The following is a 25,123-nucleotide window of genomic DNA, read 5'->3' as shown; positions in this document are numbered from 1 at the left end:
AGCATGTCGTCGGGCAGATACCGGGCGGCGCGGCCAACATCGCCGACGTCTACCCGCTCGCCCCGTTGCAGGAAGGCATCCTCTTCCACCACCTGCTGCAGACGGACGGTGGCACGGACGTGTACGCGGCGCCGCGAGTCATCCGCTTCGACTCGCGGGAGCGGCTGGACGCGTTCCTCGGGGCGTTGCAGCGGGTGGTGGACCGGCACGACATCTACCGGACCGCCATCCTGTGGCAGGACCTGCGTGAGCCGGTCCAGGTCGTGGTCCGCCGGGTCGAACTCCCGGTCACCTCGGTGGGGTTGCGCGCCGACGGGCCCTCCGCCGTCGAGCAGTTGATCGCGGCGGCCGGCCCGACCATGAACATCGGCCGCGCTCCGCTGATCGACGTCCACACAGCCGAGGAAACGGGCCAGGACGGTGGGTGGCTGGCGTTGCTGCGGATGCACCACCTGATCCAGGACCACACCACGCAGGACGTACTGCTGCACGAGATGGGCGCGTTCCTGTCGGGACGGGAGGACTCCCTGCCCGAGCCGCTGCCCTTCCGGAACTTCGTCGCGCAGGCCCGGCTGGGTGTCCCGCGCGAGGAGCACGAACGGCACTTCGCGGACCTGCTGGGGGACGTGGAGGAGACCACCGCTCCCTTTGGCCTGCTGGACGTGCACGGTGACGGCAGCGGTGTCGAGCGCGCGCACCTGGGCGTCGACGACGAGGTCGGCCGACGGGTGCGTGACGTCGCCCGGTCGCTCGGCGTGAGCCCGGCCACCGTGTTCCACCTGGCCTGGGCGCGGGTGCTGGCCACGATCAGCGGCCGCGACGACGTCGTGTTCGGGACGGTGTTGTTCGGGCGGATGAACGCCGGAACCGGCGCGGACCGGGTGCCGGGTCTCTTCCTGAACACCCTGCCCGTGCGGGTCCGCGTGGGCGCCACCGGTGTCGGCGAGGCGCTGGAGGGCCTGCGGAGCCAGCTGGCGGAGCTCATGGTGCACGAGCACGCCCCGCTGACCCTGGCGCAGCAGGCCAGCGGCGTCCCCGGTGGCACTCCGCTGTTCACCTCGATCTTCAACTTCCGGCACAGTCAGCGCCCGAGCGAGGAACCGCGCAAGGAGGACGGCGCCGCGCCCGGGGGCATCCGGATGGTGTTCGCCCGGGACACCACCAACTACCCGGTCGCCATTTCGGTGGACGACCTCGGGGCCGGGTTCGGGCTGACCGTGGAAGCGGTGCGGTCGGTGGACGGGCAGGCGGTGTGCCGGCTGTTGCACACCTGCCTCGACAACCTGGTGGCCGCGCTGGAGTACGGCCCGGAGAGCAGGCTGGCCGCGGTGAACGTGCTCGACGAGGTCGAGCAGCGGCGTGTGCTGGCGGACTGGAACGGCACCGACACGCCGGTCCAGGAGGCCACGGTGCCCGAGCTGTTCGCGGCACAGGCGGCCCGGACGCCGAATGCCGTCGCGGTCGTGTGCGACGGCGCTGAGCTTACGTACGGCGAGCTGGATACGCGGGCGAACCGGCTGGCCCGTCGCCTGGTGTCGGAGCACGGTGTGGGTCCGGAGTCGGTGGTCGGGGTGCTCACCGAGCGTTCCGCCGAGCTGGTCGTGGCGATCCTCGCCGTGCTGAAGGCCGGTGGCGCCTATCTGCCCATCGATCCCGACCACCCCGTCGAGCGCGTCGTCTACACGCTCGACGACGCCAGGCCCGTGTGCATCCTCGCCACGTCACGCTGCGGGCGGGTCGTGCCGCAGGACCGCGACGTCCCGGTGCTGGTGCTGGACGCGACCGGGGAACCCGACGCGGGAGACACCCGGGACGCGGGCCCGCCGGCGCCGCCGCTCAGGCAGAACCCGGCGTACGTCATCTACACCTCCGGCTCGACCGGCCGGCCCAAGGGCGTGGTCGTCTCGCACGCCGGGTTCGCCAACCTGTCGGCCAGCCATACGCGGTTCGGCGTCCAACCGGGCCACCGGGTGGCGCAGTTCGCGTCGGTCGGCTTCGACAACTTCTGCTCCGAGTGGTCGCTCGCCCTGCTGTCGGGAGCAACCCTGGTGATCGTGCCCCAGGACCGGCGGCTCGGCGCTGAACTGGCCGAGTTCATGACCGAGCAGGCGGTGACCCACGCGACGCTGCCCCCTGCCGCCCTGGCGACGATGCCGGACGGGGCGATCGGGACCGGGGTGGTCCTGGAGGTGGGTGGCGAGGCATGCCCGCCCGAGCTGATGGAACGCTGGTCGGCCGGGCGGGTGCTGTTCAACACCTATGGCCCCACGGAGACGACGGTGGACGCCACGGCGTGGCGCTGCCGCCCCGGGCTGGAGCCGGGCACCGTACCGATCGGCGCCCCGATCGCCAACACCCGCGCCTATGTGCTCGACGACTCCCTCAACCCGGTGCCGGTCGGGGTGGTCGGCGAGCTGTATCTGGCCGGTGCGGGCCTGGCCCGGGGCTATCTGGGACGGCCCGGTCTGACGGCGGAGCGCTTCGTGGCGTGCTCGCCGGGGGTCGCCGGTGAACGTATGTACCGGACGGGCGACCGGGTCCGGTGGCGGGCGGACGGAAACCTGGAGTTCGCCGGCCGCTCGGACGACCAGGTGAAGATCCGTGGCTTCAGGATCGAGCCGGGCGAGATCGAGGAGGTGCTCGACGGGCATCCGCACCTGAGCCAGGTGGCCGTCGTCGTGCACGAGGACCTCCAGGGCGGCAAGCGACTGGTCGCCTACGTCGTCCCCGCGGCCGGGGGCGCCGATCCGGGCGCACTGGCGGGGTCGGTGCGGGACTTCGCGGCCGAGCGGCTGCCGAGCTACATGGTGCCGTCCTCGGTGACGGTCCTGGACTCCCTGCCGCTGACGCTGAACGGCAAGGTGGACCGCAGGGCCCTGCCCGCCCCGGCCTTCGCGGCGGTGACCGCCGGGGAACCCTCGCCGGAGCGGGGCGCCACGGGTGCGCTCGAAGCCCTGGTGTGCGAGACGTTCGCCGACGTCCTGGGCGTTCCGGCGGTCGGTGCCGACGACGACTTCTTCGCGCTCGGCGGCCACTCGCTCATGGCGGTCTCGCTGGTGGAGCGCCTGCGGGGCAAGGGCGTCACCGTGTCGCTGCGCACCCTGATCACCCACCCGACACCGGCCCGGCTGATGCAGACGTTCGGCCTGACGTCGGTGCGGGACGCCCTCGACGGCGTGCTGCCGATCCGGACCGGCGGCAGCGCACCGGGCTTCTTCTTCATCCACCCCGCGGGCGGACTGAGCTGGTGCTACATGCCGTTCGCCCGCTTCATCCCCGAGGAGCACCCGCTGTACGGCCTTCAGGCACAGGGCCTCGCCGGCTCCGGGGAGCCGGCGGTCTCGGTCGCCGACATGGCCGCCGAGTACGTGGACCGCATGCGCGCACTGCAGCCGTCGGGTCCGTACCATCTCGTCGGCTGGTCCTTCGGAGGAACCCCCGCACACGAGATCGCGGTGCGGCTCGAGGCCGAGGGCGAGGAGGTGTCGCTGGTCCTCATGGACGCGTTCCCGCCCATTCCAGGGACACAGGCCGCGACTCCCGCGAGCGACGCGGCCGAAGGCCCGGCACGCCTCGCGCAGCGCGTCCGTGCCGAACTCGGTCCGGTGCTGGGCGGAGTCGACGACGACGAAATCGCCCTGCTGGCCCGCGTGTTCGACAACAACGCGACGCTGCGGGACCGCCACGCCTACGGCACCTTCGGCGGGGACACGCTGCTGCTCATCGCGGAGGAGGGAAAGCCGGCGGACTTCTCGTTCGAGTCCCTGTGGCAGCCCTACACCCGGCAGCTCACCTCCGTCCGTCTCCCCTGCGGGCATTCGGACATGGCACGGCCCGACATGTTGGGAGCGGCGTGGGAGGTCATGTCGGAGTGGCTGGCGACGCGAGAGGAGCGGGGGGCCTGAGCCCCGAGCCGTGAGCGCCTGAGGGCCCCTCCACCGGACAGTGCCCGGGCCCGACCCCGCGACGGGGGTCGGGCCCGGGCACCGTTTCCGTATGAGGGCATGTGCCGGATGGGGGCATGTGCCGGGTGGCTCCCGCAGTCGACCGGCCTCCCGGGTGCGCTGACGGTGGCCGCGGAGCCGAGCGATGCACGACACCGACAGGCGACGGGCGGCTACCGGGTGGGGAACGCGAACGTCGAGGGTGGGTCACCGCATGCGGTGACCCACCCTCGACGTTCGACGGGACGGGGCCGGTCAGGCCCCTGACTGGGCGCTTCCCGCGATCACCGCGGACGGCGACGGCCTGCGGCCGATGTGCTTGCGCTCGGTCGCCTGGTGGGAGAACTGCGTGTGGTAGAGATCGGCGTAGAGCCCGGCCTGCGCCAGCAGTTCCTCGTGGGTTCCGCTCTCGCAGATCCGTCCGTCCTCGACGACCAGGATCTGGTCGGCCTCACGGATGGTGGACAGCCGGTGGGCGATCACCAGCGAGGTGCGGCCGGCGAGAGCGGTCTTGAGCGCCTGCTGGATCGCCGCCTCCGACTCCGAGTCCAGATGGGCGGTCGCCTCGTCGAGCACGACGATCGGCGGAGCCTTGAGCAGCAGCCGGGCCAGGGCCACCCGCTGTTTCTCGCCGCCGGAGAGCCGGTAGCCGCGGTCACCGACGACGGTGTCGAGGCCCTCGGGGAGCGCGCTGATGGTGTCCCACATCAGCGCCGCCTTGCACGCCTCGATCAGCTCCGCCTCGTCGGCCCCGGGACGGGCGTAGATCAGGTTGGCGCGGAGGGTGTCGTGGAAGAGGTGCGACTCCTGAGTGACGACACCGACGTTCTCGCGCAGGGAGGCGAGGGTCAGTTCGCGGATGTCGTGACCACCGATGCGCACGGTACCCGCGTTCGGGTCGTACATCCGGGGCACCAGCTGGGTGATGGTCGTCTTGCCGGCCCCAGACGGGCCGACCAGCGCGGTCAGTTTCCCGGCCGGAGCGCGGAAGCTCAACTCGTGGAGGATCTCCTGGGGGACCGCATCCGCGCGTTCGTGCTTGCGGCTCGCGGCCGCCTCCAGCGACGCCATCGACACCTCGTCGGCGCTGGGGTACCGGAACGACACCGCCTCGAACTCGATGTCCGGAGCGTCCGTGGCGGGCCCCCCGTCGCTCTCGGCGCCGGCTTCGAGGCGCAGCGCCTTGGCGCCGGGGCGCTCGGTGATCAGCGGCTTCAGATCGAGAACCTCGAAGACCCGGTCGAAGCTGACCAGGGCGACCGTGGCGGTCGCCTGCATGGTCGACAGTTCGTTGACCGGGCCGTACAGCCGCATCAGCAGGGCCACCATCGCCACGAGCGTGCCGAACTCGATGGCCCCGTCGATGGTGAGGGCGCCGCCCAGGCCGTAGACCAGGGCCGTGGTGAACGTCGTGAGGATGGTGACGATGATGGGCAGCAGCCGCCCCCAGACGACCAGCTTGACCGCGAGGTCGCGTACTTGGGCGGCCTTGCCGGCGAACAGCTCCTCCTCGTCCTGGGGGCGCCCGTACAGCTTGGCCAGCATGGCGCCCGAGACGTTGAAGCGCTCGGTCATCATCGAGCTCATCTCCGCGTCCTGCTCCATCAGCGATCTGGTGATGCGCTGCATGCGGCGCGTCAGCAGCCGCGCGGGGATCAGGAACAGCGGAATCATCACCAGGGCCGCCACGGTGATCTGCCACGAGAGGTAGAACATCGCCCCGAGGACCAGGGCCAGGGTGAGAACCGTGGACACGGCCTGGGTGAGCAGGGTGGTCACGGCCTGCCGGGCGCCGGCGACATCCGTGTTGAGCCTGCTGATCAGCTTGCCGGTCTGCGTGCGGGTGAAGAACGCCAGTGGCTGCTGCTGCACATGCGCGAACACCTGGGTGCGCAGCTCGTAGACGACTCCTTCACCCACCCGGCCCGAGCACCGGCTCTGGACGTAGACGACCCCGGCGCTCACGACGGCGAGTCCCGCCAGCGCCAGGCTGAGCCACACGACGACGTCGAGGTGCCCGGGCAGGATGCCGTGATCGATGATGTACTTGAGGATCAGCGGACTGGCGGCCGCGATGCAGGCGTCGACGGCGGTCACCGTCAGCAACAGCGCGACGTGCCAGCGGTATGGCCGGGCGTACGGGAGGATGCGCCGCACCGTTCCCGGTCTGACCTGCTGGCGCTGGAGCGACTCGTCGCCCGGCCGCAGCCGTATCGGGCCCATGGACGGGCGGTTTAGCACGGTCACGGAAACTGCCTCGCTCTCTGCTCTTCTCGCATCGCCGCATCGGGCGGAGAGAAGACATCGGGTCAACATCCGGCGACCAGGACCGGAATTCTGCGGTGTGCTGAAATCGCCGTCGCAGCATTCCATGAAGAGAAAACCGTGGCATCCACGATGCAGTGCACGGTCGCCCCGATCAATACCGGACGGACCGTTCATCCGGCCGTATGCGGAGTGCTGGGCCCATGGCACGGGAAGGGTGCCGAGCTCGGAGAAAAAGATCGCGATGCTTCGGGACGTCAGCGCTTTGGGGTCAGCGCTTCGGGGTCAGCGCTTCGGGGTCAGCGCGGAATGGCGTCACGCGCGAGGGCCCCGGGAAGGCCGGTAGGCAGGGAACGGTGCGGGCCGGGCGAGGGGGAGCCGGAACTCCCCCCGGCACCGTCGATCAGCCCTCGGTCCAGCCGTGGTTCTTGGCGGACTGGAGCAATCCCGCTCGGATCTGCACGATCTGATCTCCCGTCAGCGACGGAGCGGTCGACAGGAGCACCTCCGTCACCTCGTGCAGGTACTCGTTCGCGGCGAGTACATCGCACAGGGAGTCGTCGCCGTCGGCCTGCCTGGCGGGCTCCGACGCCAGGGCCGCGGCGGCGCCGGCGGGCGTCTGGAAGGCCGCAGACTTGGCCTCGGCCCCGTCCGCGAGCCGGACGGCCGAGGCCTTGAGCCCGCGGTCACCTTCCTCCACCTCGAACTGGACCGAGAGGCCCGAGCGAATGTAGTGCTCGGGGATCAGGAGATCGTTCACGTGCAGGAAGACGTCGTCCCCTCCGTGATCGGGAGCGATGAACCCAAAACCCCGCACACTGTCGAACCGCACCACACGACCGGTAACCATGCCCACCAACCCCTTGCCCACCGGGCCCCTTGCCCGGATCAGCGTCATGCTGCAGAAGATAGGACAGGGGCGCCCGTGGAGGCGAGGGACCTGCGGTGGAACAGGGCGTTCAACCGCCGCCGTGCCGCACTTGAACGCCGTCTCGTGACGGCCGCGGATTGGTCTTGGCCAGTTGCCCGAACCGCACGCTGGATGTAGGTTCGAATGCAGTTTCGGGCGTTCTGGAGGAGTGGCGGTGAGTTGATGAAACCGCTACCGGTGTACTGGTCGCGAGTTCGACAGCCTTGATTCCGCATTTCCCTCACTGCCCGGTGGTCGCAGATTTTCTGCCGAAAGTCGTCGTCAAGAACAGACGTTTCGTCAGTGGGGGAGCGGGAAATGAAGCGTAGCGCTGTCGACTCGAGGTATCCAGAATCCTCCGGAGAAAGAGACGGATCGGCCTGGTCCGCCGCGCCTCCCGCGTCGGCCGTGCGCGGGGTCACGTCCGTTCCGGTCGCCTCACTCCTTCCCGCGGACTCCCCGCGTCTCGAGGGCCAGGCCGCGGAGCACGTGGCCCGCTTGGCGTCGGTGGAGACCCCGCTCCCTCCCATCCTGGTGGACCGGCGCAGCCTGCGCGTGATCGACGGAATGCACCGGCTGGCGGCCGCCTTCCGCAAGGGCGAGGCGACCATCCTCGTCGAGTTCTTCGACGGCACCGCCGAGGAGGCCTTCCTGCGGGCCGTCGAGGCGAACGTGACCCACGGCCTCCCGCTGTCGAAGGAGGACCGCCGAGCCGCGACCGAGCGCATCATCGCCTCGCATCCCGCGATGTCGGACCGGGCGATCGCCCGGGTCGCGGGCCTGGGAGCCAAGACGGTCGCCGCCATCCGCCGCAACTCGGCAGGCGGGAACGCCCAGTTGAGCGCGCGCATCGGCAGGGACGGCAAGGTGCGCCCCCTCAACAGCGCCGAGGGCCGCGAGCGGGCCGCCCGACTGATCGCCGAGCGTCCGCAGGCGTCGTTGCGCGAGATCGCGAGGCTCGCCGGTGTCTCGCCCGCGACCGTGAGCGACGTCCGCAGACGGCTTCTGGCCGGCGAGCCGCCCGTTCCGGAGCAGACGCCCCAGCCGGTCCCGCCCGGCGGCGAGCGCCCGCAAGCCGACGCCGTGGAGCCGATCCTGCCGGTGGTGTCCGCCACGCCGGAGGGACCGCGGCCGCCGGCGCGGGGCAGCCGGCTGCCGGTCCCCGATCCCGCCGCCCTCCTCGACAGGTTGCTCAGCGATCCGTCGCTCCGGCACAGGGAGGAGGACCGGCGCCTGTTCCGGGTACTTCAGCGCAACGCCATCGAGGAGCGGGGCTGGTCCAAGCTGGCCGCCGCGGTGCCCTCGCACTGCGGGGACCTCGTCGTCGACCTGGCCCGCCAGTACGCCGAGACCTGGCTGGAGGTCGCGCAGGAACTCGACGAAGGCGCCGAGTGAGGGCCGCGCGGGGAACCGGCACGGGAGTCCTTGACGCGAGCTGACGAGCCCTGATGCGTCCGACGTGCCCTCGTGGGGCGGCGAACACCCCCCTGGCTCCTGGCTCTCCTGCGCGGCGAGAACACCCCTTGGCTCTCCTGCGCGGCGAACACCCCCTGCCCCGTGCGCGGCGCACCCCCTGCCCCGTGCGCGGAGAACAACCCCTGCCCCTCGTGTACCGCGGACGCCCCGCCCCCGGCCCCTCGGGCGCCCCGTTCAGGCGCGCCCGAGGACGACGACGGCGTTGTGCCCGCCGAAGCCGAACGAGCTGCTCACCGCCACGGGCACCGGGGCGGACCGCGGAGCGCCGTGCACGATGTCGATGTCGGCGATGTCGGCCCCCGGCTCATCAAGGTTGGCGGTGGGCGGGACGACGCCCTGTTCGACGGACAAGGCCGTGAACACCGCCTCGGCGGCGCCGCCGGCTCCCAGCATGTGCCCCGTCACTCCCTTCGTGGAGGTGACCGCCGTGTGCGAGCCGAAGAAGCCGTGGATGAGGCGTGCCTCGATGGCGTCGCCCAGCGGCGTGCCCGTCGCATGCGCGTTGACCAGCGCCACGTCCGACGCGGCCACCCCGGCGTCCGCCAGTGCGCTCCGCATGGCGAGCCGCGCCCCCTTCCCGTCCGGGTCGGGCGAGGTGAGGTGATGGGCGTCGGTGGACTCGCCGTACCCCAGGAGCGTCGCGTACGGGCGTCGGCCACGGGCCCGCGCGTCCGCCGCACGCTCCAGCACGAGCACCGCGGCCCCTTCCGCCAGGACGAAGCCGTCACGGTGCCGGTCGAACGGCCGGGAGGCCGACGACGGTTCGTCGCGGCGCCGGGACAGGGCCTTGAGCCGGTCGAAGGCGCCGGACAGGAGCGGGGTGATCGCGGCGTCGGTGCCACCGGCCAGCACGACGTCGCAGCGGCCGGCGCGCAACAGGTCGAGGGCGAAGCCCAGCGCCGTGGTGCCGGATGCGCACGCGGTGGCCACGGCGAGCGTGGGTCCGTTCAGGCCGAGGTCCAGGGCCACCGTGGCCGCGGCCATGTTCCCGATGGCTTTCGGGACGGTCAGCGGGTTGACCGCACGCGGCCCCGTGTTCCGCAGCCGCGCCGACTGCTCCAGCCAGGTTTCCAGGCCACCGACGGCGGTACCGATCAGCACCCCCACCCTGGCCGGGTCCCAGTGCCCGCCGTCCGCCGCCGCGTCCGCCACGGCTTCGCGGGCCGCCGCGACGGCGTACTGCGTGAAGGGATCCATCCGGCGCGCATCGGTCCCCAGAACCGCGTGCGCGTCGAACGCCGACACCGCACAGCTGAAGTCCACGGCCATGCCGTCGAGCCGGGCGTCGGGAGCCGCCGTGGGCAGCCCGGCACAGGCCGCCTTCCACGCCGTCGCCGTGTCCGGGCCGGCGGGCGAGACCGTCCCGAGGCCCGTGATCACCACATCCGGGTGCTGCTGTCTTCGTCCGTTCATGCCGGTACGACCGCCCCGCGAGCGTGCAGCAGCCCGGCGAGCTCGGTGACGGTGGTGGAGCCGGTCAGCTCCTCCTCGTCGACCGCCACGCCGAGTTCCTCCTCCAGATGCGCGCCGAGCTCCGCCAGGGACAGCGAGTCCACTTCCAGTTCCGTGAACGACTTGTCGGGGTCGATGACTCCGGGGACCTTGTAGACGGTGCCGAGGAGGGTGGTGAGGTAGTCGATGAACACAGGTGGCTCCTTCTTTCAGACCTCTGAGGTGACGGCGGTCAGCTGTGGCCAGATCAGACCCGTGGAGGCCCAGCTGAGGCCGCCGCCGAAGGCGGTCAGCACGGTGCGGGCCCCGGGTTCCAGCCGGTGGTCGGCCACCGCGCCGGCCAGGGCCAGCGGGATGGAAGCGGCCGCGGTGTTGCCGGTGTGCGCGAGGGCGCGGAGCACGCGTTCCGGCGGGAGTCCGAGCCGGCCGGCCAGGGCCTCGATGATGCGTGCGTTCGCCTGGTGCGGTACGAGCATGCCGAGGGTTGCGGGGCTCCAGCCGCAGTCCTTCATGACCCGCCGGGCCGACTCCGCCATGCGGTCGATGGCCTGCAGGTACACCTTCCGTCCGGACATGGTGAACCAGCGCTGCCCGGTGCCCTGTTCGCGGGTGCCGGGGATCCGGATCAGGTCCGCGCCCGTGCCGTCGCTGCCCAGGTCGTGGGCGAGGAGCGACCCGGGTTCGCCGGTCGTCCCGGAGCGCAGTACGACCGCCCCGGCCCCGTCCCCGAAGAGGACGGCCGTGGACCTGTCCGTCGGGTCGACGACGCGTGAGTACGTCTCCGCGGCCACGACCAGGACGCTGTCCACGGTCCCGGCCGTGATCAGGGCGCCGGCCGTGGTCAGCGCGTACAGGAATCCGCTGCAGACGGCCGAGATGTCGAAGGCGAGGACATGTCCCAGTCCTGTGCGGGACGCGATCTCGGGGGCCGCGGAGGGGCAGGGGCGCTCCGGTGTCGTCGTGGCGAAGACGAGGCCGTCGACGGCGTCGGTCCCTGCGGACCGCAGGGCGTTTCCGGCGGCCTCGCAGGCCAGGTCGAGCACCGAAAGATCCGGAGTGATACGCCGGCGGGACTGGATTCCGGTACGGGTGCGAATCCATTCGTCACTGGTGTCCAGGCCTTCCGCCAATGAGGTGTTGTGGACCGTGTTCGACGGAAGGCAGGTTCCCAGTCCGGAGATCACGGCCGCGGCCCGGGGTTCGGAATCCCTTAGGGCACCGATGTCGAGGCGTGACGCGCTCATTCAGCCGCCTCCCGAAGTGCGTGCACGATCGGCACGGCAGTTCCGTGGCATGAGGTGATGTGAATCGTCCGGCGACGGTATCCATTTCCGGATCCGTGCACAACCGTGGCCGGAAATGGTCTTCACGTATCGACGTAACGGAATATCCGCATCGCCTTCCAAGGTCGGTCGATGCCATGAACTCGCAGGTCAGGAGGGGTGAGTTGTTCAACTGGTGCGGCGGCTCAGTTGAACGATGGGTGTGGTGCCGCCGCTGATTGATTAGCCTCCAACCGTTGCTGATCGGGGGATGGCCCTGACCGGCCGGCTGATGTGACTACTCGGAAGGGACGGCGTGGTGACGAATCCATTCGACGACCCCGATGCCAACTACTATGTCTTGGTCAATGAGGAGGGACAGCACTCCCTCTGGCCGGTCTTCGTGGATGCGCCGGACGGCTGGAAGACGGTGTTCGGTGAGGCGGGCCGCACGGAATGCCTCGACTACATCGAGAGGGCCTGGACGGACATGCGTCCCAAGAGTCTGATCGAGGCCATGGAGAAGAAGTAGGCAGGCGAAAGGCCCGTGCCCCCGGCCCGACATGCAATGTCGGGCCGGGGGCACGGGCCTGTGTGCGTCGCTGTGCCGCCGACTCGTGCTGCCGGGGCCTGCCTTCTAGTCCGCCGGGCGAGGCGCGGGTACGGTCGCGCCCGTTCGCCGAAGGAGGTCGGGCAGGGCGTCCGCCATCCGCTCCATCGTCTGGTCCAGGACGAAGTGACCGGCGTCGATGTGGTGGAGGGAGAACGCGGTGCTCGTCTCCTCGCGCCAGGCCGCCAGGTCCTCGAAGCCGACGAAGGGATCGTGCCGGCCGCCCACCGCCGTGATGGGGACGTCCAGGGGTGCCGCCCGCCCGGGCGCTCCCTCCTCGGCGATACGGAAGTCGGCGCGCAGCGTCGGCTCGAAGACGTCCATGATCTCGGGGTCGTCGAGCACGGACGCGTCGATCCCGCCGTAGAGCGCGACGCGTTCGAAGAACGCCTCCCGCGGCAGCAGGTGGATCGACTCCGAGGAATGCCGGACGGGCCCCGCGATGGAGGAGACGAACAGCGCGGCCGGCAGCCTTCCGTGTGCCTCGCGGATGCGGCGGGCCAGTTCCAGCGCGACGACGCTGCCGGAGCAGTGCCCGAGGAACACGAAAGGCCGGCCGGTCAGCGGTGCGACCACCGGTTCGAGCGCGTCCACCAGCTGGTGGAGGTCGTCGAAGGGCCGCTCGTCGATCCGGTTCTCCCGTCCCGGGTAGCGCACGGCGCACAGTTCGGCCTCGGGCGGCAGACGCCTGGCCCACGGGGTGAACGCGGACGCCCCGGCGCCCGCGTGCGGGAAGCAGAAGACTCTGATGCCCGGATCCTCGGTCCGCCGGGGACGGACGACCCACCGCTTGGCGGACAGCAGGGCCCGCGGGTCCGGCGCCGGTGGTGGTGCCGGCACCGGCGGCGGTGCGGGTGCGGTTGAGGGGGCGGGGGCGGGGGAAACATCCGTCATCTCACGCCTCCCGCCAGGCGAAAACGGTGTGGAGATCGGTGGTGCGGTACTCCGCCGCCTGCCGGACGGAGGTGGTCATGCCCTGGCCCTCCAGGAGCGTGACCACCGCGTCGAGCGCCCCGCCCCGGTCGGCGACCTCGACGGCGGCGTTGGCGATCCCCGGCCACAGACGGTCGCCGATGCCCCGCAGCACCCGGAGTTCAAAGCCCTCCACGTCGACCTTGAGGAAGTCGACCCGGTCGATGCCGGCCCGCTCGGCGAACGTCTCCACGCGCTGCACGTCACAGCGCACCAGGCGCCGTTCGTCGAGGCTGTCTTCCACCAGGTCCTTCGCCTCCTGGATGAACTCCTCCCGGAGCTCCTCGTCGAGCGAGCCGGCGGCGCTGGTGATGAACGCCGAGGCGAGCACCTTGTCGACCGCCGGGTCGGCGTCGAAGCCCGACATCATGGTGCAGTGCGGGTAGTAGGTCAGCTCGCGCGTCTGATCCTCGTCGCCCAGGGCCAGATTCTGGACGCGCACACCGGGAAGGTGGCCCGTGTTCCGGCGGAGGGCGTCGAAGACGTCGGGTGCCGGCTCGAAGGAGAACACCTGCGCGTCGGGCCACCGCTGCGTCGCGAAGAGCGTGAACAGGCCTATGTTGGCGCCTACATCGAGAACCACCGGCTTCTCGGACATGCGCCAGCCCCGCGGTGGGACGTAGGACTCGTCGTCGAAGATCTCGCCGTACAGGTAGTCCGTCTCGTTGCCGTTGAGACTGAAGACGCGCATCCCGTTCGGGAGCTTTCTCCTGACCGGAGCCGTGGGAGTTCCTCCACCTGCTGTCATCGCACCGAGACTAGGGTCCCGCCGACTCCGGCACCGGCAGTACGGGAGGCGATCCCTGAGGCAGTTTCCCCGGACGCCGGGCCGCCCTGCGGGGAGAAGGCGGTGTGCGCGCTGCCTACGAGTCGCCGCCCGAACTGCCGTTCAGCGTGCGCGGGGCCTCGTACCGTACTCGGGTGATTCGACGACGCGGAGGAGCGCACCCATGGTGAGGGCACAGCAGCACGCCGTCCGGCTCCGCCTGACGGAGCCCGCGCGGGCGGAACTCGTCGAGGAGCGTTTCGCGGGCGTCGGCGACGTGCCGCACCTCCGCGTCGTGGACGTGCCCTCGTCAACGGCAGAACCCGGTGCCCCGGACCTGTGGTGCGGGGAGGCGGCGAGAGCGGGAGACGGCGTGCACGCGCTGCTGCTCCGCCGCCCGGACGGATCGGCCGACCTGGTCGTCGTGGCCCCCCGCGCCCTGCTGGACACGGCCGGACTGCGGCGTCTGGTCTGCGAGCTGGCCGACGGGAACCAGGAGGCGGTGAGCGCGGAGTTCAAACGCATCGCCGACGCTCCCGTGCGCACGCCGAGCACCGAGCACGGCGCCCCTCCCGGCTGGGGGTTCGGCCAGGGCGACGGCGACCGGTCCGCCACGGCCTGGGCGGTCCTGCCGCCCGACGCACCGGCCGACGACACGAGGCTGCGCACCGCCCTGGCCGTGACGCTGCGGCGCTACGCGGACGACGACACCGACGAGATCGTCCTCGGATCCGACGAGGGCGCCGTGGCCGTACGGGTGAACGGCACCCCCGACGAGGTGTACCGGCAGCCCCATCCGTTCGTGGACGCCCCGGTGGTGGCCGGCACACTGCCGGGCGGCGACGGGGAACCACTGCGCGAGGGCGAGGCGTACCTCCCCTCACTCGCGCCGGTGTTCCCCCTGACGTTCTCCCTCGCCCGCCGTGCGGACCGCAGGCTGTGGCTGCGCTGCGATCACCTGCTGAGCCATGCCGGTCCCGCGACCGGTGAGCAACTGGCCCGGCACGTCGCCCACGTGTACGGGCAGTCGTCGACGGCACCGCGGACCCCCGCCGCCGACCCCGAGCTCTTCGACGACGGGGAACGCGACCGCATCGTGCGCCTGGGCAGGTCCCTGCCCGCGTCGCCCGCCTCGGCGGAAACCGTGCACGAGGCGTTCGCCCGGGTGGTCGCCTCCGCACCCGACGCCGTCGCGGTGTCCGACGACGACGTGCGGCTCACCTACGCCCAACTCGACCACTTGGCAGACATGTTCGCGGCCGGCCTGCGAGCGCGGGGGATCCGCCCCGGCGACCGCGTCGGAGTCTGCCTGGACCGGTCGGCGGAGCTGGTCGCCGTGCTGCTCGGCGTGCTCAAGGCCGGCGCCGCCTACGTCCCGGCCGACCCCGCGTACCCGGCCGAACGGGTCTCCCGCATGAGAGCGACCACGGCGGCAGGCCTGCTGGTCACCCGGCGCCCTGACCTCGCGCGGGACGGCCACCGCCTCGCCACCCCCGACCAACTGCTCGAGGACGCCCACGCGTCGGACGCGCCCGGCGGGCAGCACGGCACGGGGGACACCGGCACCGCCTACGTCATCTTCACGTCCGGTTCCACCGGGCGGCCCAAGGGCGTCGCCGTACCCCACGGCAACGTGCTCAGTCTGGTGCAGGCGACCCGCGCCGACTTCGGGCTGGGAGCGGCGGACGTGTGGACGTTCTTCCACTCGAGCGCCTTCGACTTCTCGGTGTGGGAGATCTGGGGCTGCCTGCTGACCGGCGGCCGCCTCGTGGTCGTGCCCCACCTCACCTCACGCGAACCCGACCGGTTCCGCGAGCTCATGGTCACCCACGGCGTCACGGTGCTCAGCCAGACTCCCTCGGCCCTCGCCAACCTCCTGTCCGTCGACCACACGGGTCTGGCGGTGCGGCTGGTGATCCTGGGCGGTGAACCGCTGGACGCCAGGATGCTGCTGCCCTGGTTCGACGCGTACCCCGACGACCGGTGCCGGGTGGTGAACATGTTCGGCATCACCGAGACCACCGTGCACGTCACCGCACAGACCGTGACACGTGAGCTGGCGCTCGGCGCGACGCGTTCGGTGGGCGCACCGCTGCCCGGATGGCACGTCTACGTGCTGGATCCCGAGGGACGGCTGCTGCCGCCCGGAGTCGCGGGCGAGATCTGCGTCGGCGGCGCCGGCGTCGCCCACGGCTACGTCGGCCAACCGGACCTGACCGCCGAACGGTTCGTGCCCGACCCGTACCACGGTGGCCGCATGTACCGCAGCGGCGACCGGGGACGGCTGCGGCCGGACGGGGCACTGGAACACCTGGGACGCCTGGACAACCAGGTGAAGATACGGGGCTTCCGGATCGAACTGGACGAGATCCGCGCGGTGTTGCTGGAGAACGGAGCCGTCCGGGCCGCAGCGGTCGTCGTGGGCTCCACCGACGGGGGCGGCTCCTCCGGCCTGCGTCTCGACGCCTACGTGGTGCTGGACGGCGGGGACGTGCGGTCCGTCCGTGAACACGCCGCCGCCGTCCTGCCCGACTACATGGTCCCGGCCACGGTGACGGAGGTGGATGCCCTGCCGCTGACCACGAGCGGCAAGGTGGATGTGGCGCGTCTGCCCTCCCCCGAGATGACCAAGGGCGCCGCCGAGGATGCCACGCCGACGGCGGACGACGAACTGGCAGCGTGGCTCCAGGAGTTGTGGTCACGGCTCCTGGGGTTCCCGGTCGGTCTCGACGACGACTTCTTCGAGGCCGGAGGAAACTCCATGGTCGCGGTGAAGAGCTCCGCGGCGATGCGGGCCGAGGGGATACCCACCCTCCGCCTGCGCGAGTTCTACCGCCACCCCACCATCCGCCAGGTGGTGGCGGCCCTCAAGGCGGCGGACCGCTGACAGGTCCCGCAACGGCGGCGCACGGCCCAGGCGATCACCGCCGACGGCCGGCTCCGTTCACGACGTCAGCGGCTGGACGTCACGGAGCCCGGCCCACGCGACGGGCACACCGCGGGCAGGGGAGGAGGTGCCGAACTCGGAGTGCACGAGGTGGCGCACCAGGTTGAGCACCACGAACCGCTGCCCGCCCCCGTGCGCGGACGCCACCCGGCGTACCAGACCGCGTGCGCGCAACACGTGCACGGCGCTCTCCGCATCCGTGACGGAACCGGCGAGCAGCGTGACGGCGTCGCTGACCGTCCAGGGCCGCGCGTCGACCAGCCTGCGCAGAGCGTCGAGCTGCAGCGGCGGTAGCGACGCGAGGGTGTCACGCATCCAGACGACGAGCGGGGCATCGGTCCGGGACGGGGGCATCACCAGCCGTGCCGGGGACGCCTGCGCCATGCGCAGGAGTTCCGTGGGCTCGTAGATGAGCAGCCAGGAGGCCGCCGACTCGAGCGCCGACGGTATCCCGTCGAGGAGCCAGCACACGCCGGCGATCGCGGCCACCGTCTGCGGGGACGACACCTCCGCCGGGTAGAGCAGGGCGCACCGCGACAGCATGTACCGCGTCACGGGGGAGTCCACGGCGGCCGCCGCGTCGCAGGCGCGGGGGTCCCATTCCGGGACGTCGAGGGGGAAGAGCGTGAAGGTGATCTCCCCGGCGCGTCCCGGCGTGGCGTCGCAGGACTCCATCAGCACCCGCAGCGTGCGGCAGAGCCGCAGCAGTCCCCGCAGGTCCCGGTGATCCCGGTCGTCGAGGTCACGGTCGTCCACGACGAGAAGGACCTCGTCCGCGGCGAGACGGCCGGCCACCTCGTCCACCGTGGCGGCACAGCCGACCACGTCCGCGACGCGGCTCAGCAGCCGGCGCGCGGAACCGTGCGGGCCGGTGCCGGGCAGCGCCTGAGAACGCTCCAGGAAGATCACCGGAACGAGCCGGGTCCGGTGCAGTTCGCTCGCGACGTGCTGGACGAGCGCCGTCTTGCCCACCCCGGGCGCGCCCACCACCCGGACCAGCCGGTGACCGGTGGACCGCAGCACTCCGACGAGCGAGGACGTCTCCTCCTCCCGGGCAAGGGGCGGGGACAGGGGGGCGGGTGGTGCCGGCAGGTCGTCGTGGAGCGACCGCGTCGCCGTCGGCCCGGCGGCGGCTTCCAGTTCCGCCCGCCGTGCCCCGTTCAACCGCAGGGCATCGGCCAGCAACCGGACGGTCTGCAATCGCGGGCTGCCGGTACGGTCGAGTTCGAGGTCCCGAATGGCCCGGATGCTCACCGTCGAGATCTCGGCGAGCTGCCCCTGTGTCATACCCGCGCGCTTTCGCGCGCCGCGCAGCACGGAACCGAACTGCGTCCTCGATATGCGGTCGACGCTCAATGCCCCCCGCTCTCTGTCCTATTGGGCACGGCTCATCCGCCCTACCGTACGCAGGCCCGACTTCCGGTGTCAGCGGCATCACGCCCGCATCGGACCGGCAGCCGTTCAAGTGAGGCGCCGCCTCAGTTGAACACGCGGGGCGCCGACCTGGACCGTCTTCGCGGGGTACTGCCACCATGGGGCGCGCCGTGGCCAGCAGCCGGCCACCGGTCACCGGGCGAGTGGCCGCGTCGATGAATGTCCGTGTCCTGATTCGCCCCGCCGACGGTCGGAAGGGACGAGCACGTCGAACTTCGCGGAATTACCGACCCCACGGCGGGAATTCCGAGCGCAGTACCCGGGGGTGCCGAACAGCATCCCCTCGCAGCTTTGTCATTGAGGACTGGACGGTAATTCAGCATGCCTCGACGGCGGCTGCTCCTCGCTGCTCCAGTCGATGATCCGGATCGGTTGGGGTGTGCAGGGATGGCAGCAACTGTAGGTGAACACCGGGAACTCACGGCCGGTCAGCTCGCTGTCTGGTACGCACAGCAACTCGACCCCGGGAACCCGGTCTACAACGTCGGCGAGTACGTGGAGATACGCGGCCCGCTCGACGTGGAGCTGCTCACCCGAGCCCTGCGCCGCACGATGGACGACGCCGAGACGGCGCGGCTGCGCTTCCGGCTGGTGGACGGCGTTCCGCGGCAGCACCTCGGCGACGCGGACGACCACCCCGTCGAGATCCTGGACCTCACCGCGGAGCCCGATCCCCGCGCGGCCGCAGAGGCCTGGATGCTGGGCCGGATGCGCCGGCCGATGGACGTCCTCGACGGGCCCCTCACCCGCTACGCCGTGATCAAGGTCGGCCCGGACCGCCACTACTGGATGCACTGCGCTCACCACCTCGTGATGGACGGACACAGCGGCCGGCTGTTCGCCGACCGGCTGGCGCACAACTACACGGCCCTGGTGGAAGGCCGCGATCCGCAGCAGGACCGGATCATCGAGCCGATCGCGGTCCTCCTGGACGAGGACCTCGCCTACCGTTCCTCCCCGGCCCTGGCGGAGGACCGGGCCTACTGGACGGGCGCGCTGTCGGACCTCCCGCACTCGAAACGGTCCGACGGGCACCGGCCCCGGCAGCTCCCGCGGACGCCGGTCCGGCACCGGGGCGAGATCGACGCCGAGGACAGTGCCGGGCTCAAGCGGGGCGCGCGGCGGCTGCGGACCACCTTGGCCGGTCTGACGATCGCCGCGGCGGCCCTCTACCACCACCGCACGACGGACGCGCGGGACATCGTCGTCGGGGTCCCCGTCGTCGGGCGTTCCGGACACCGCGCGCTCGCGGTCCCCGGCATGACGTCGAACATCCTCCCCATCCGTCTCTCCGTCGCGGAGTCGACCACGGTGGGGAGCCTCCTGCGGCAGATCACGGCACAGGTGCGGGCCGCGACCCGGCACCAGCGCTACCGCTACGAGGACATGCTGCGCGACCTGAAGCTCCTCGGTGGCGTTCCGCTCTGCGACCTGATCGTCAACGTCATGGCGTTCGACTACCGGCTCGGCTTCGGCGACTGCACGGCGACCACCCGCAACCTCGCCAACGGCCCCATCGACACGCTCAGCTTCGACGTCTACGACCGGCTGGACGGCAGCGGCCTCCAGCTGGACGTCGACGTGCACCGCGGCGCACGTGACCTGGAACCGGAGGAGCAGATCTGCCCCCGCTTCGGCCGGATCCTGCGGAGCCTCGCCGCTGCCGAGCACACCGACCCCCTCGGCCGGATCGACGTCCTGTCGGAGCGGGAGCGGGCGCGGGTACTCGTCGAGTGGAACGACACGGCCTCCGAGGCGGTGACGGAGTCGTCGCCGGTGCGGCTGTGGGAGGCGCGGGCCGCGCGCACACCGGACGCGATCGTCGACGGCACCGGCCTGTCCTGCGCCGAGCTGGACGGGCGGGCCGACCGGCTGGCACGTCATCTGGCCGAGCGGCACGTGGGCCCGGAGTCCGTGGTCGGACTGTGCACCTCACGCGCCACGGACACGCTCGTGGCGACCCTGGCGGTGTGGAAGGCCGGCGGCGCCACGCTGCCGGTCGACCCGGCCCTGCCGGCCGAGCGGATCGGCCGACTGCTCGCCGACGCGGGGACCGATCTCGTCCTCACCGGCCACGACGATCCCGACCACGGGCTCCCGGCTCTGCCGTCGAGCCGGGTGCGAGCGGTCGCCCTGGACGATCCGTCGCTGACGGAACCACTGGACGGGCCGGGCACCGGCCCGTTGGACCTGCCTGAACCGCTGGACGGGCCGCACACCGGCCCGCTGGACCTGCCTGTCCCGAGCCGGGCCCTCGCGCAGGTGATCCCCACGACGGACACGACGGGACAGCCGACGTGCGTGGGAATCACCCACGGCGCACTGGCCAGCCATCTCACGTGGGCGGCGGACGAAGCGGGCCTGCCCCGGCAGGCCGCGGCACCCGTCGACCGGGCCGTGCTGAGCGCGCTGCTGCCGCAGGCGAGGACCGCGGCCGAAGCGCCCGGCGGCGTCGACGCCCCGGCCCCGTGGCGGACCGACGCCACCGGCACCGAAGTGCTGGTGGCCTGCTGTGTCCACGAGACGGGCACCGGCGACGCGCAGGACGGCTCGGTGCGGCTCGGGCGACCGCTCGCGAACAACCGGGTCTACGTGCTCGACGCCGGGCTCCGTCCCGTCGCGCCCGGCGTACCGGGGGAGCTGTACCTGGCCGGTGCCGGGGTGGCGCGCGGGCTGCTGGGCCGGGCCGGGGCGACGGCGGAGCGGTTCGTCGCGGACCCGTTCGCGGCGGACGGGTCGCGCATGTACCGGACCGGCATGCGGGCGCGCTGGACCACCGACGGTGAACTGGAGCTCCCGGGCGGCGCAGCCGAGGCCGGACAGCACGGACGGAAGCAGCCGGCACCGGAGCGGCACGGACAGAACCCGCCCCCACCGCAGCGGCCCACGCACGCGGACACGAAACGCAGCTCTGCCGACGCCCGTGAAGAGGCCCTGTGCGCGCTGTTCGCCGAGGTCCTGGAGCTGGAGAGCGTCGACGTCGACGACGACTTCTTCGACCTGGGCGGCCATTCCCTGCTCGCGACCCAGCTCGTGAGCCGCATCCGCAGCACGCTGAACGTCGAACTGCCGATGCGGGCCGTGTTCGAGACGCCGACCGTCGCGGGACTCGCCGCCAGACTCGCGGGCGCGGACCAGGCCCGCGTGGTGCTCGCCCGGCGGGAACGCCCCGAACGGGTGCCGCTGTCGTTCGCGCAGCGCCGGCTGTGGTTCCTGAGCCGGTTGGAAGGTCCCAGCGCCACCTACAACACCCCGATCGTGCTCAGGCTGTCCGGCCGGCTGGACTCCGCGGCCCTGAAGGCCGCCCTGCGTGACGTGCTGGGCCGCCACGAGGCGCTCCGCACGATCCTGCCGTCCGAGGACGGAGAGCCGTACCAGGCCGTCCTCGGCATGGAGGACCTCGACTGGGAGCTGACGGAGGTCACCGTCCGGGATTCCGGCCGGGCCTACGAGCAGCTCTCGCGGATGACCGACCTGCCCGAACCGGCCGCCTCCGCCGACGGGACGCTCTCCGAGCTGACGAGCGCCGTCGTGGGCGCCGCCGGCCACGTCTTCGACCTGTCGGCCGACGTACCCGTGCGGGCCTGGCTGTTCCGCACCGAACGCACGGACGAGCACGTCCTAGTGGTGCTGGTGCACCACATCGCCGGTGACGGCTGGTCCATGGGACCGCTCGCCCGGGACATCTCCACGGCCTACACGGCGCGCTGCGAGGGACGGACACCCGGGTGGGACGACCTGCCGGTGCAGTACGCCGACTACGCCCTGTGGCAGAGGGAGTTGCTGGGCGCGGACGACGACCCGAGGAGTGTGCTGTCGCGCCAGGTGGCGTACTGGCGCGACGCGCTCGCGGGCGCTCCGGAGGAACTGCACCTGCCGACGGACCGGCCACGCCCGCCGGTGGCGAGTCACCGCGGACGCACGGCCGCCTTCGGCGTGTCCGCCGAGGTGCACGCGCGGCTGCTGGACCTGGCCCGCGCCGAGGGCGTGACGCCGTTCATGGTGCTGCACGGCGCTCTGGCGGTGCTGCTGTCCCGCCTGGGGGCCGGCGTCGACATCCCCATCGGGTCGGCGGTGGCCGGGCGCACGGACGAGGCGCTGGACGACCTGGTCGGCTGCTTCGTCAACACCCTCGTGCTGCGTACCGACCTGTCCGGCGACCCGGCGTTCACCGAGGTGCTGCGCCGCGTGCGGGAAGCGGGCCTGGGGGCCTTCGAGCATCAGGACGTGCCGTTCGAGCGGCTGGTGGAAGAGCTGGCTCCGCAGCGCTCCCTCGCCCGCCACCCCCTCTTCCAGGTCGTCCTCACCATGAACGACATCGCCGACGGGCTGATGGAACTCCCGGGGCTGCGCGCGCAGATGATGTCGACCGCCCGGCCCGCGGCCAAGTTCGACCTGGACGTCATGGCGGGTGAGGCGTTCGACGACACCGGGGCACCGGCAGGCATCCGGGGCGCACTGACCGCGGCGGTGGACCTGTTCGACGAGGGATCAGCCCAGCGGATCGCGGACCGGTTCGTCCGGGCGATCGAGGAACTGGTCACGGTCCCCGCGACGCGACTGAGCCAGGTCGGGGTGCTCACACCCGCCGAACGCGCACAGGTCCTGACCGGGTGGAACGACACGGCGACCGAGCCGGCGGGCGAGCTGGTGCCCGAGCTGTTCGCGGCGCAGGCGGCACGTACGCCCGACGCCACGGCCGTCGTCTCGTCCGGCGGTTCGGTGCCGTTCGCGGAACTGGACGCACGGGCGAACCGCCTGGCGCACTACCTGCGGGCCCAGGGCGTGGGCACGGACTCGGTGGTGGGACTGTGCCTGCCGCGGGGCGTTCAGACCATCACCGGAATGCTGGCGGTGTGGAAGGCGGGCGCTGCCTACCTGCCGATCGACCCCGGCCAGCCCGCGGAACGCATCGCGTTCATGCTCGGCGACAGCCGTGCCGTGCTGACCCTGACCACCGAGGAGATCCTGGAGGAGCTCCCCGCGGGACGGCACCGCCTGGTCGCCGTGGACGGCATCATGGTCGCCGCCCAGCTCACCGCCGCGCCCCACACGGCACCCGACGTCGACCTGTGGGCGCAACAGGTGGCCTACGTGATGTACACGTCGGGGTCCACCGGGCGCCCCAAGGGAGTGGCCGTCACCCACGGCGCACTGGCCAACTACGTGACCTCGGTGCCGGCCCGGGTGGGCTTCGGCACGCCGGGCGGCCGCTACGCGGTACTCCAGGCACAGGCCACGGACCTGGGCAACACCGTGGTGTTCGCGTCCCTGACCACGGGCGGCGAACTCCACGTTCTGGACGCGGAGACGGTCACCGACCCGATCGCCGTCGCGGCGTACCTGGCGGAACACCGGATCGACTTCCTGAAGGCGGTCCCCTCACACGTGGCCGCCCTCGGCCCCGACGGTGCACTGCCCGCCCGAGCACTGGTTCTCGGCGGTGAGGCCGCTACGCCCACGCTCGTGGGCGAGCTCCTGGCCACGGCCGGCGACCGGGCCGTCTTCAACCACTACGGGCCCACGGAGACGACGATCGGCGTCGCCACCACCCGCCTCACCCCGGACCGGGCGGCCTCCGGAGTGATACCGGTGGGCACCCCGACGGCGAACACCCGGCTGTACGTACTGGACGCCATCCTGGAACCGGTCCCGCCGGGCGTGGTGGGGGAGCTGTACGTCGCGGGCGCGCAGCTGGCGCGCGGCTACACGGGACAGCCGGGACTGACCGCCGAACGCTTCGTGGCATGCCCCTTCGCGAACGGCGAACGGATGTACCGCACGGGGGACCGCGCCCGCTGGACCCCGGACGGCCAGGTCGTCTTCGCCGGCCGCGTCGACGAACAGACCAAGATCCGCGGCTTCCGCATCGAGCCGGGAGAGGTCCAGGCGGTACTGGACTCCCACCCGCAGATCATCCGAGCGGCCGTCGTCGCCCGGGACGACATCCCCGGAGAGGTGCGCCTGGTCGCGTACGTCGTCACCGATGACGAGGACGCCGACCACACGGCCCTCGCCGCCTCGCTGCGCGCATACGCCGGTGAGCGGCTTCCGGAGCACATGGTGCCGTCGGCGGTCGTGGTCCTGGAGACGCTGCCGCTGACCGGCAACGGCAAGCTCGACCGCTCGGCCCTGCCGGCCCCCGACTACGCCGCGGCGGCCGCTCGGTCGCGCCGCGCACCGGCCGATCTGCGGGAGGAGATCCTGTGCGGTGCGTTCGCCGAGGTCCTGGGTCTGGAGAGCGTCGGCGTCGACGACGACTTCTTCGAACTGGGCGGGCATTCGCTGCTCGCCACCCGACTCGTCAGCCGGATCCGCACCGTACTCGGCGTGGAGATGGAGATCAGGACGCTCTTCGACGCCCCGACCCCGGCCGGTGTGGCCGCCGGACTGGCCGGAGCGGGTACGGCCCGAGCGGCCTTGGCCGAGAGGCGGCGGCCGGAGCGGCTGCCCCTGTCGTACGGGCAGCGCCGGCTGTGGTTCATCGGCCAGCTGGAAGGGCCCAGCCAGACCTACAACAGCCCGGTCGTCGTACGCCTCACGGGGGACCTGGACCGGCAGGCCCTCGCCCACGCACTGGCGGACGTCATCGAGCGGCACGAGGTGCTGCGGACGGTGTTCCCCGTGGCCGACGGGGAGCCCTACCAGCGGATCGTCCCCGTCGACGAGCTCGACTGGGACCTCACCGTGGTCGACGTGCGACAGGGGCGGCAGCCACACCAGGACGGCCGCCTGCTCGACCTCGGCGACCTGTCACTGACCGAGCCGGTGATCGACCTGCCGACGATCGAACCGTCCGCCGACCTCCCGTCCGGTGAGATCGCCCCGGGCGACCTCACGGCAGCGATGGCCCGAGCCGCCGGCTACGCCTTCGACCTGTCCGTCGAGACACCCGTACGCGCCTGGTTGTTCGGGGTGGACCGCGACGAGCACGTGCTGGTGCTCGTGGTGCACCACATCGCCGGTGACGGCTGGTCGATGGGACCGCTCGCGCGGGACGTGTCGGTGGCGTACGCGGCGCGGTGTGAGGGGCGGGTGCCCGGGTGGGGTGCGTTGCCGGTGCAGTACGCGGACTATGCGTTGTG

The 25,123-nt window shown here is 71.8% G+C and carries 13 protein-coding genes; 5 read left to right on the top strand and 8 right to left on the bottom strand.

The genetic code is table 11. The features are described 5' to 3' along the window. Window positions 1-3,905 (top strand): amino acid adenylation domain-containing protein (locus ACFZDI_RS35790; RefSeq protein WP_391256708.1); only part of this gene is annotated, 3,905 nt, incomplete at its 5' end. Window positions 3,906-4,199: 294 nt separating this feature from the next. Here ACFZDI_RS35790 and ACFZDI_RS35785 read toward each other — a convergent pair. Together ACFZDI_RS35785 and ACFZDI_RS35780 are read right to left on the bottom strand one after the other, a co-directional pair. Then, window positions 4,200-6,167, bottom strand: coding sequence for an ABC transporter transmembrane domain-containing protein (locus ACFZDI_RS35785; RefSeq protein WP_391256714.1), 1,968 nt, complete (start codon window positions 6,165-6,167; stop codon window positions 4,200-4,202). 445 nt (window positions 6,168-6,612) lie between these two features. Continuing rightward, window positions 6,613-7,059: a cold-shock protein gene (locus ACFZDI_RS35780; protein WP_234850699.1), complete on the bottom strand. Its 447-nt coding sequence runs from the start codon at window positions 7,057-7,059 to the stop codon at window positions 6,613-6,615. Window positions 7,060-7,608: 549 nt separating this feature from the next. On the opposite strand from ACFZDI_RS35780, the gene ACFZDI_RS35775 reads away from it, so the two are divergent. Next, the gene (locus ACFZDI_RS35775; RefSeq protein ID WP_234850698.1) at window positions 7,609-8,514 is read left to right on the top strand and encodes a helix-turn-helix domain-containing protein; all 906 of its coding nucleotides are present in this window, start codon (window positions 7,609-7,611) and stop codon (window positions 8,512-8,514) included. 255 nt (window positions 8,515-8,769) lie between these two features. Here the strand turns inward: ACFZDI_RS35775 and ACFZDI_RS35770 are convergent, their stop codons facing one another. The 3 genes from ACFZDI_RS35770 to ACFZDI_RS35760 are packed head-to-tail and all read right to left on the bottom strand — an operon-like array spanning window position 8,770 to window position 11,291. Then, on the bottom strand, window positions 8,770-10,008 hold the full coding sequence (locus ACFZDI_RS35770) for a beta-ketoacyl-ACP synthase II (RefSeq protein ID WP_391256705.1): 1,239 nt from the start codon (window positions 10,006-10,008) through the stop codon (window positions 8,770-8,772). Then, window positions 10,005-10,241 carry an acyl carrier protein gene (locus tag ACFZDI_RS35765; RefSeq protein ID WP_234850169.1) on the bottom strand — a complete coding sequence of 79 codons (237 nt, stop codon included), beginning with the start codon at window positions 10,239-10,241 and terminating at the stop codon, window positions 10,005-10,007. Before ACFZDI_RS35765 ends, ACFZDI_RS35770 begins: the two co-directional genes overlap by 4 nt. 15 nt (window positions 10,242-10,256) lie before the next feature. Beyond that, on the bottom strand, window positions 10,257-11,291 hold the full coding sequence (locus ACFZDI_RS35760; RefSeq protein ID WP_391256701.1) for a beta-ketoacyl-ACP synthase 3: 1,035 nt from the start codon (window positions 11,289-11,291) through the stop codon (window positions 10,257-10,259). 337 nt (window positions 11,292-11,628) lie between these two features. Between ACFZDI_RS35760 and ACFZDI_RS35755 the strand changes: the two genes are divergently transcribed. Next, a complete protein-coding gene (locus tag ACFZDI_RS35755; protein WP_308287558.1) occupies window positions 11,629-11,841 on the top strand; it encodes an MbtH family protein in 213 nt (70 codons plus the stop codon). Window positions 11,842-11,946: 105 nt separating this feature from the next. Here ACFZDI_RS35755 and ACFZDI_RS35750 read toward each other — a convergent pair whose 3' ends face one another. Both ACFZDI_RS35750 and ACFZDI_RS35745 read right to left on the bottom strand, forming a co-directional pair. Continuing rightward, complete coding sequence (locus ACFZDI_RS35750; protein ID WP_391256697.1) at window positions 11,947-12,813, bottom strand: alpha/beta fold hydrolase; 867 nt, start codon at window positions 12,811-12,813, stop codon at window positions 11,947-11,949. Window position 12,814: 1 nt separating this feature from the next. After that, window positions 12,815-13,582: an FkbM family methyltransferase gene (locus ACFZDI_RS35745; RefSeq protein ID WP_234850173.1), complete on the bottom strand. Its 768-nt coding sequence runs from the start codon at window positions 13,580-13,582 to the stop codon at window positions 12,815-12,817. 259 nt (window positions 13,583-13,841) lie between these two features. Here ACFZDI_RS35745 and ACFZDI_RS35740 point away from each other — a divergent pair, with 259 nt between their 5' ends. Next, window positions 13,842-16,544 carry an amino acid adenylation domain-containing protein gene (locus tag ACFZDI_RS35740; protein WP_391256694.1) on the top strand — a complete coding sequence of 901 codons (2,703 nt, stop codon included), beginning with the start codon at window positions 13,842-13,844 and terminating at the stop codon, window positions 16,542-16,544. A 57-nt stretch (window positions 16,545-16,601) separates the two neighbouring features. Here the strand turns inward: ACFZDI_RS35740 and ACFZDI_RS35735 are convergent, their stop codons facing one another. After that, window positions 16,602-17,921: a helix-turn-helix domain-containing protein gene (locus ACFZDI_RS35735; protein ID WP_391256711.1), complete on the bottom strand. Its 1,320-nt coding sequence runs from the start codon at window positions 17,919-17,921 to the stop codon at window positions 16,602-16,604. Window positions 17,922-18,425: 504 nt separating this feature from the next. Here ACFZDI_RS35735 and ACFZDI_RS35730 point away from each other — a divergent pair. Continuing rightward, window positions 18,426-25,123, top strand: a 6,698-nt coding sequence (locus tag ACFZDI_RS35730) for an amino acid adenylation domain-containing protein (RefSeq protein WP_391256691.1), incomplete at its 3' end; no start/stop codon positions are given.

Origin of the sequence: Streptomyces sp. NPDC007907, from assembly GCF_042959365.1 — a bacterium.
In the GTDB taxonomy this organism is placed as follows: Bacteria; Actinomycetota; Actinomycetes; order Streptomycetales; family Streptomycetaceae; genus Streptomyces; species Streptomyces indiaensis.
Note: the sequence above shows the minus strand (reverse complement) of the source record. Positions and strands in the feature narration are given on the sequence as shown.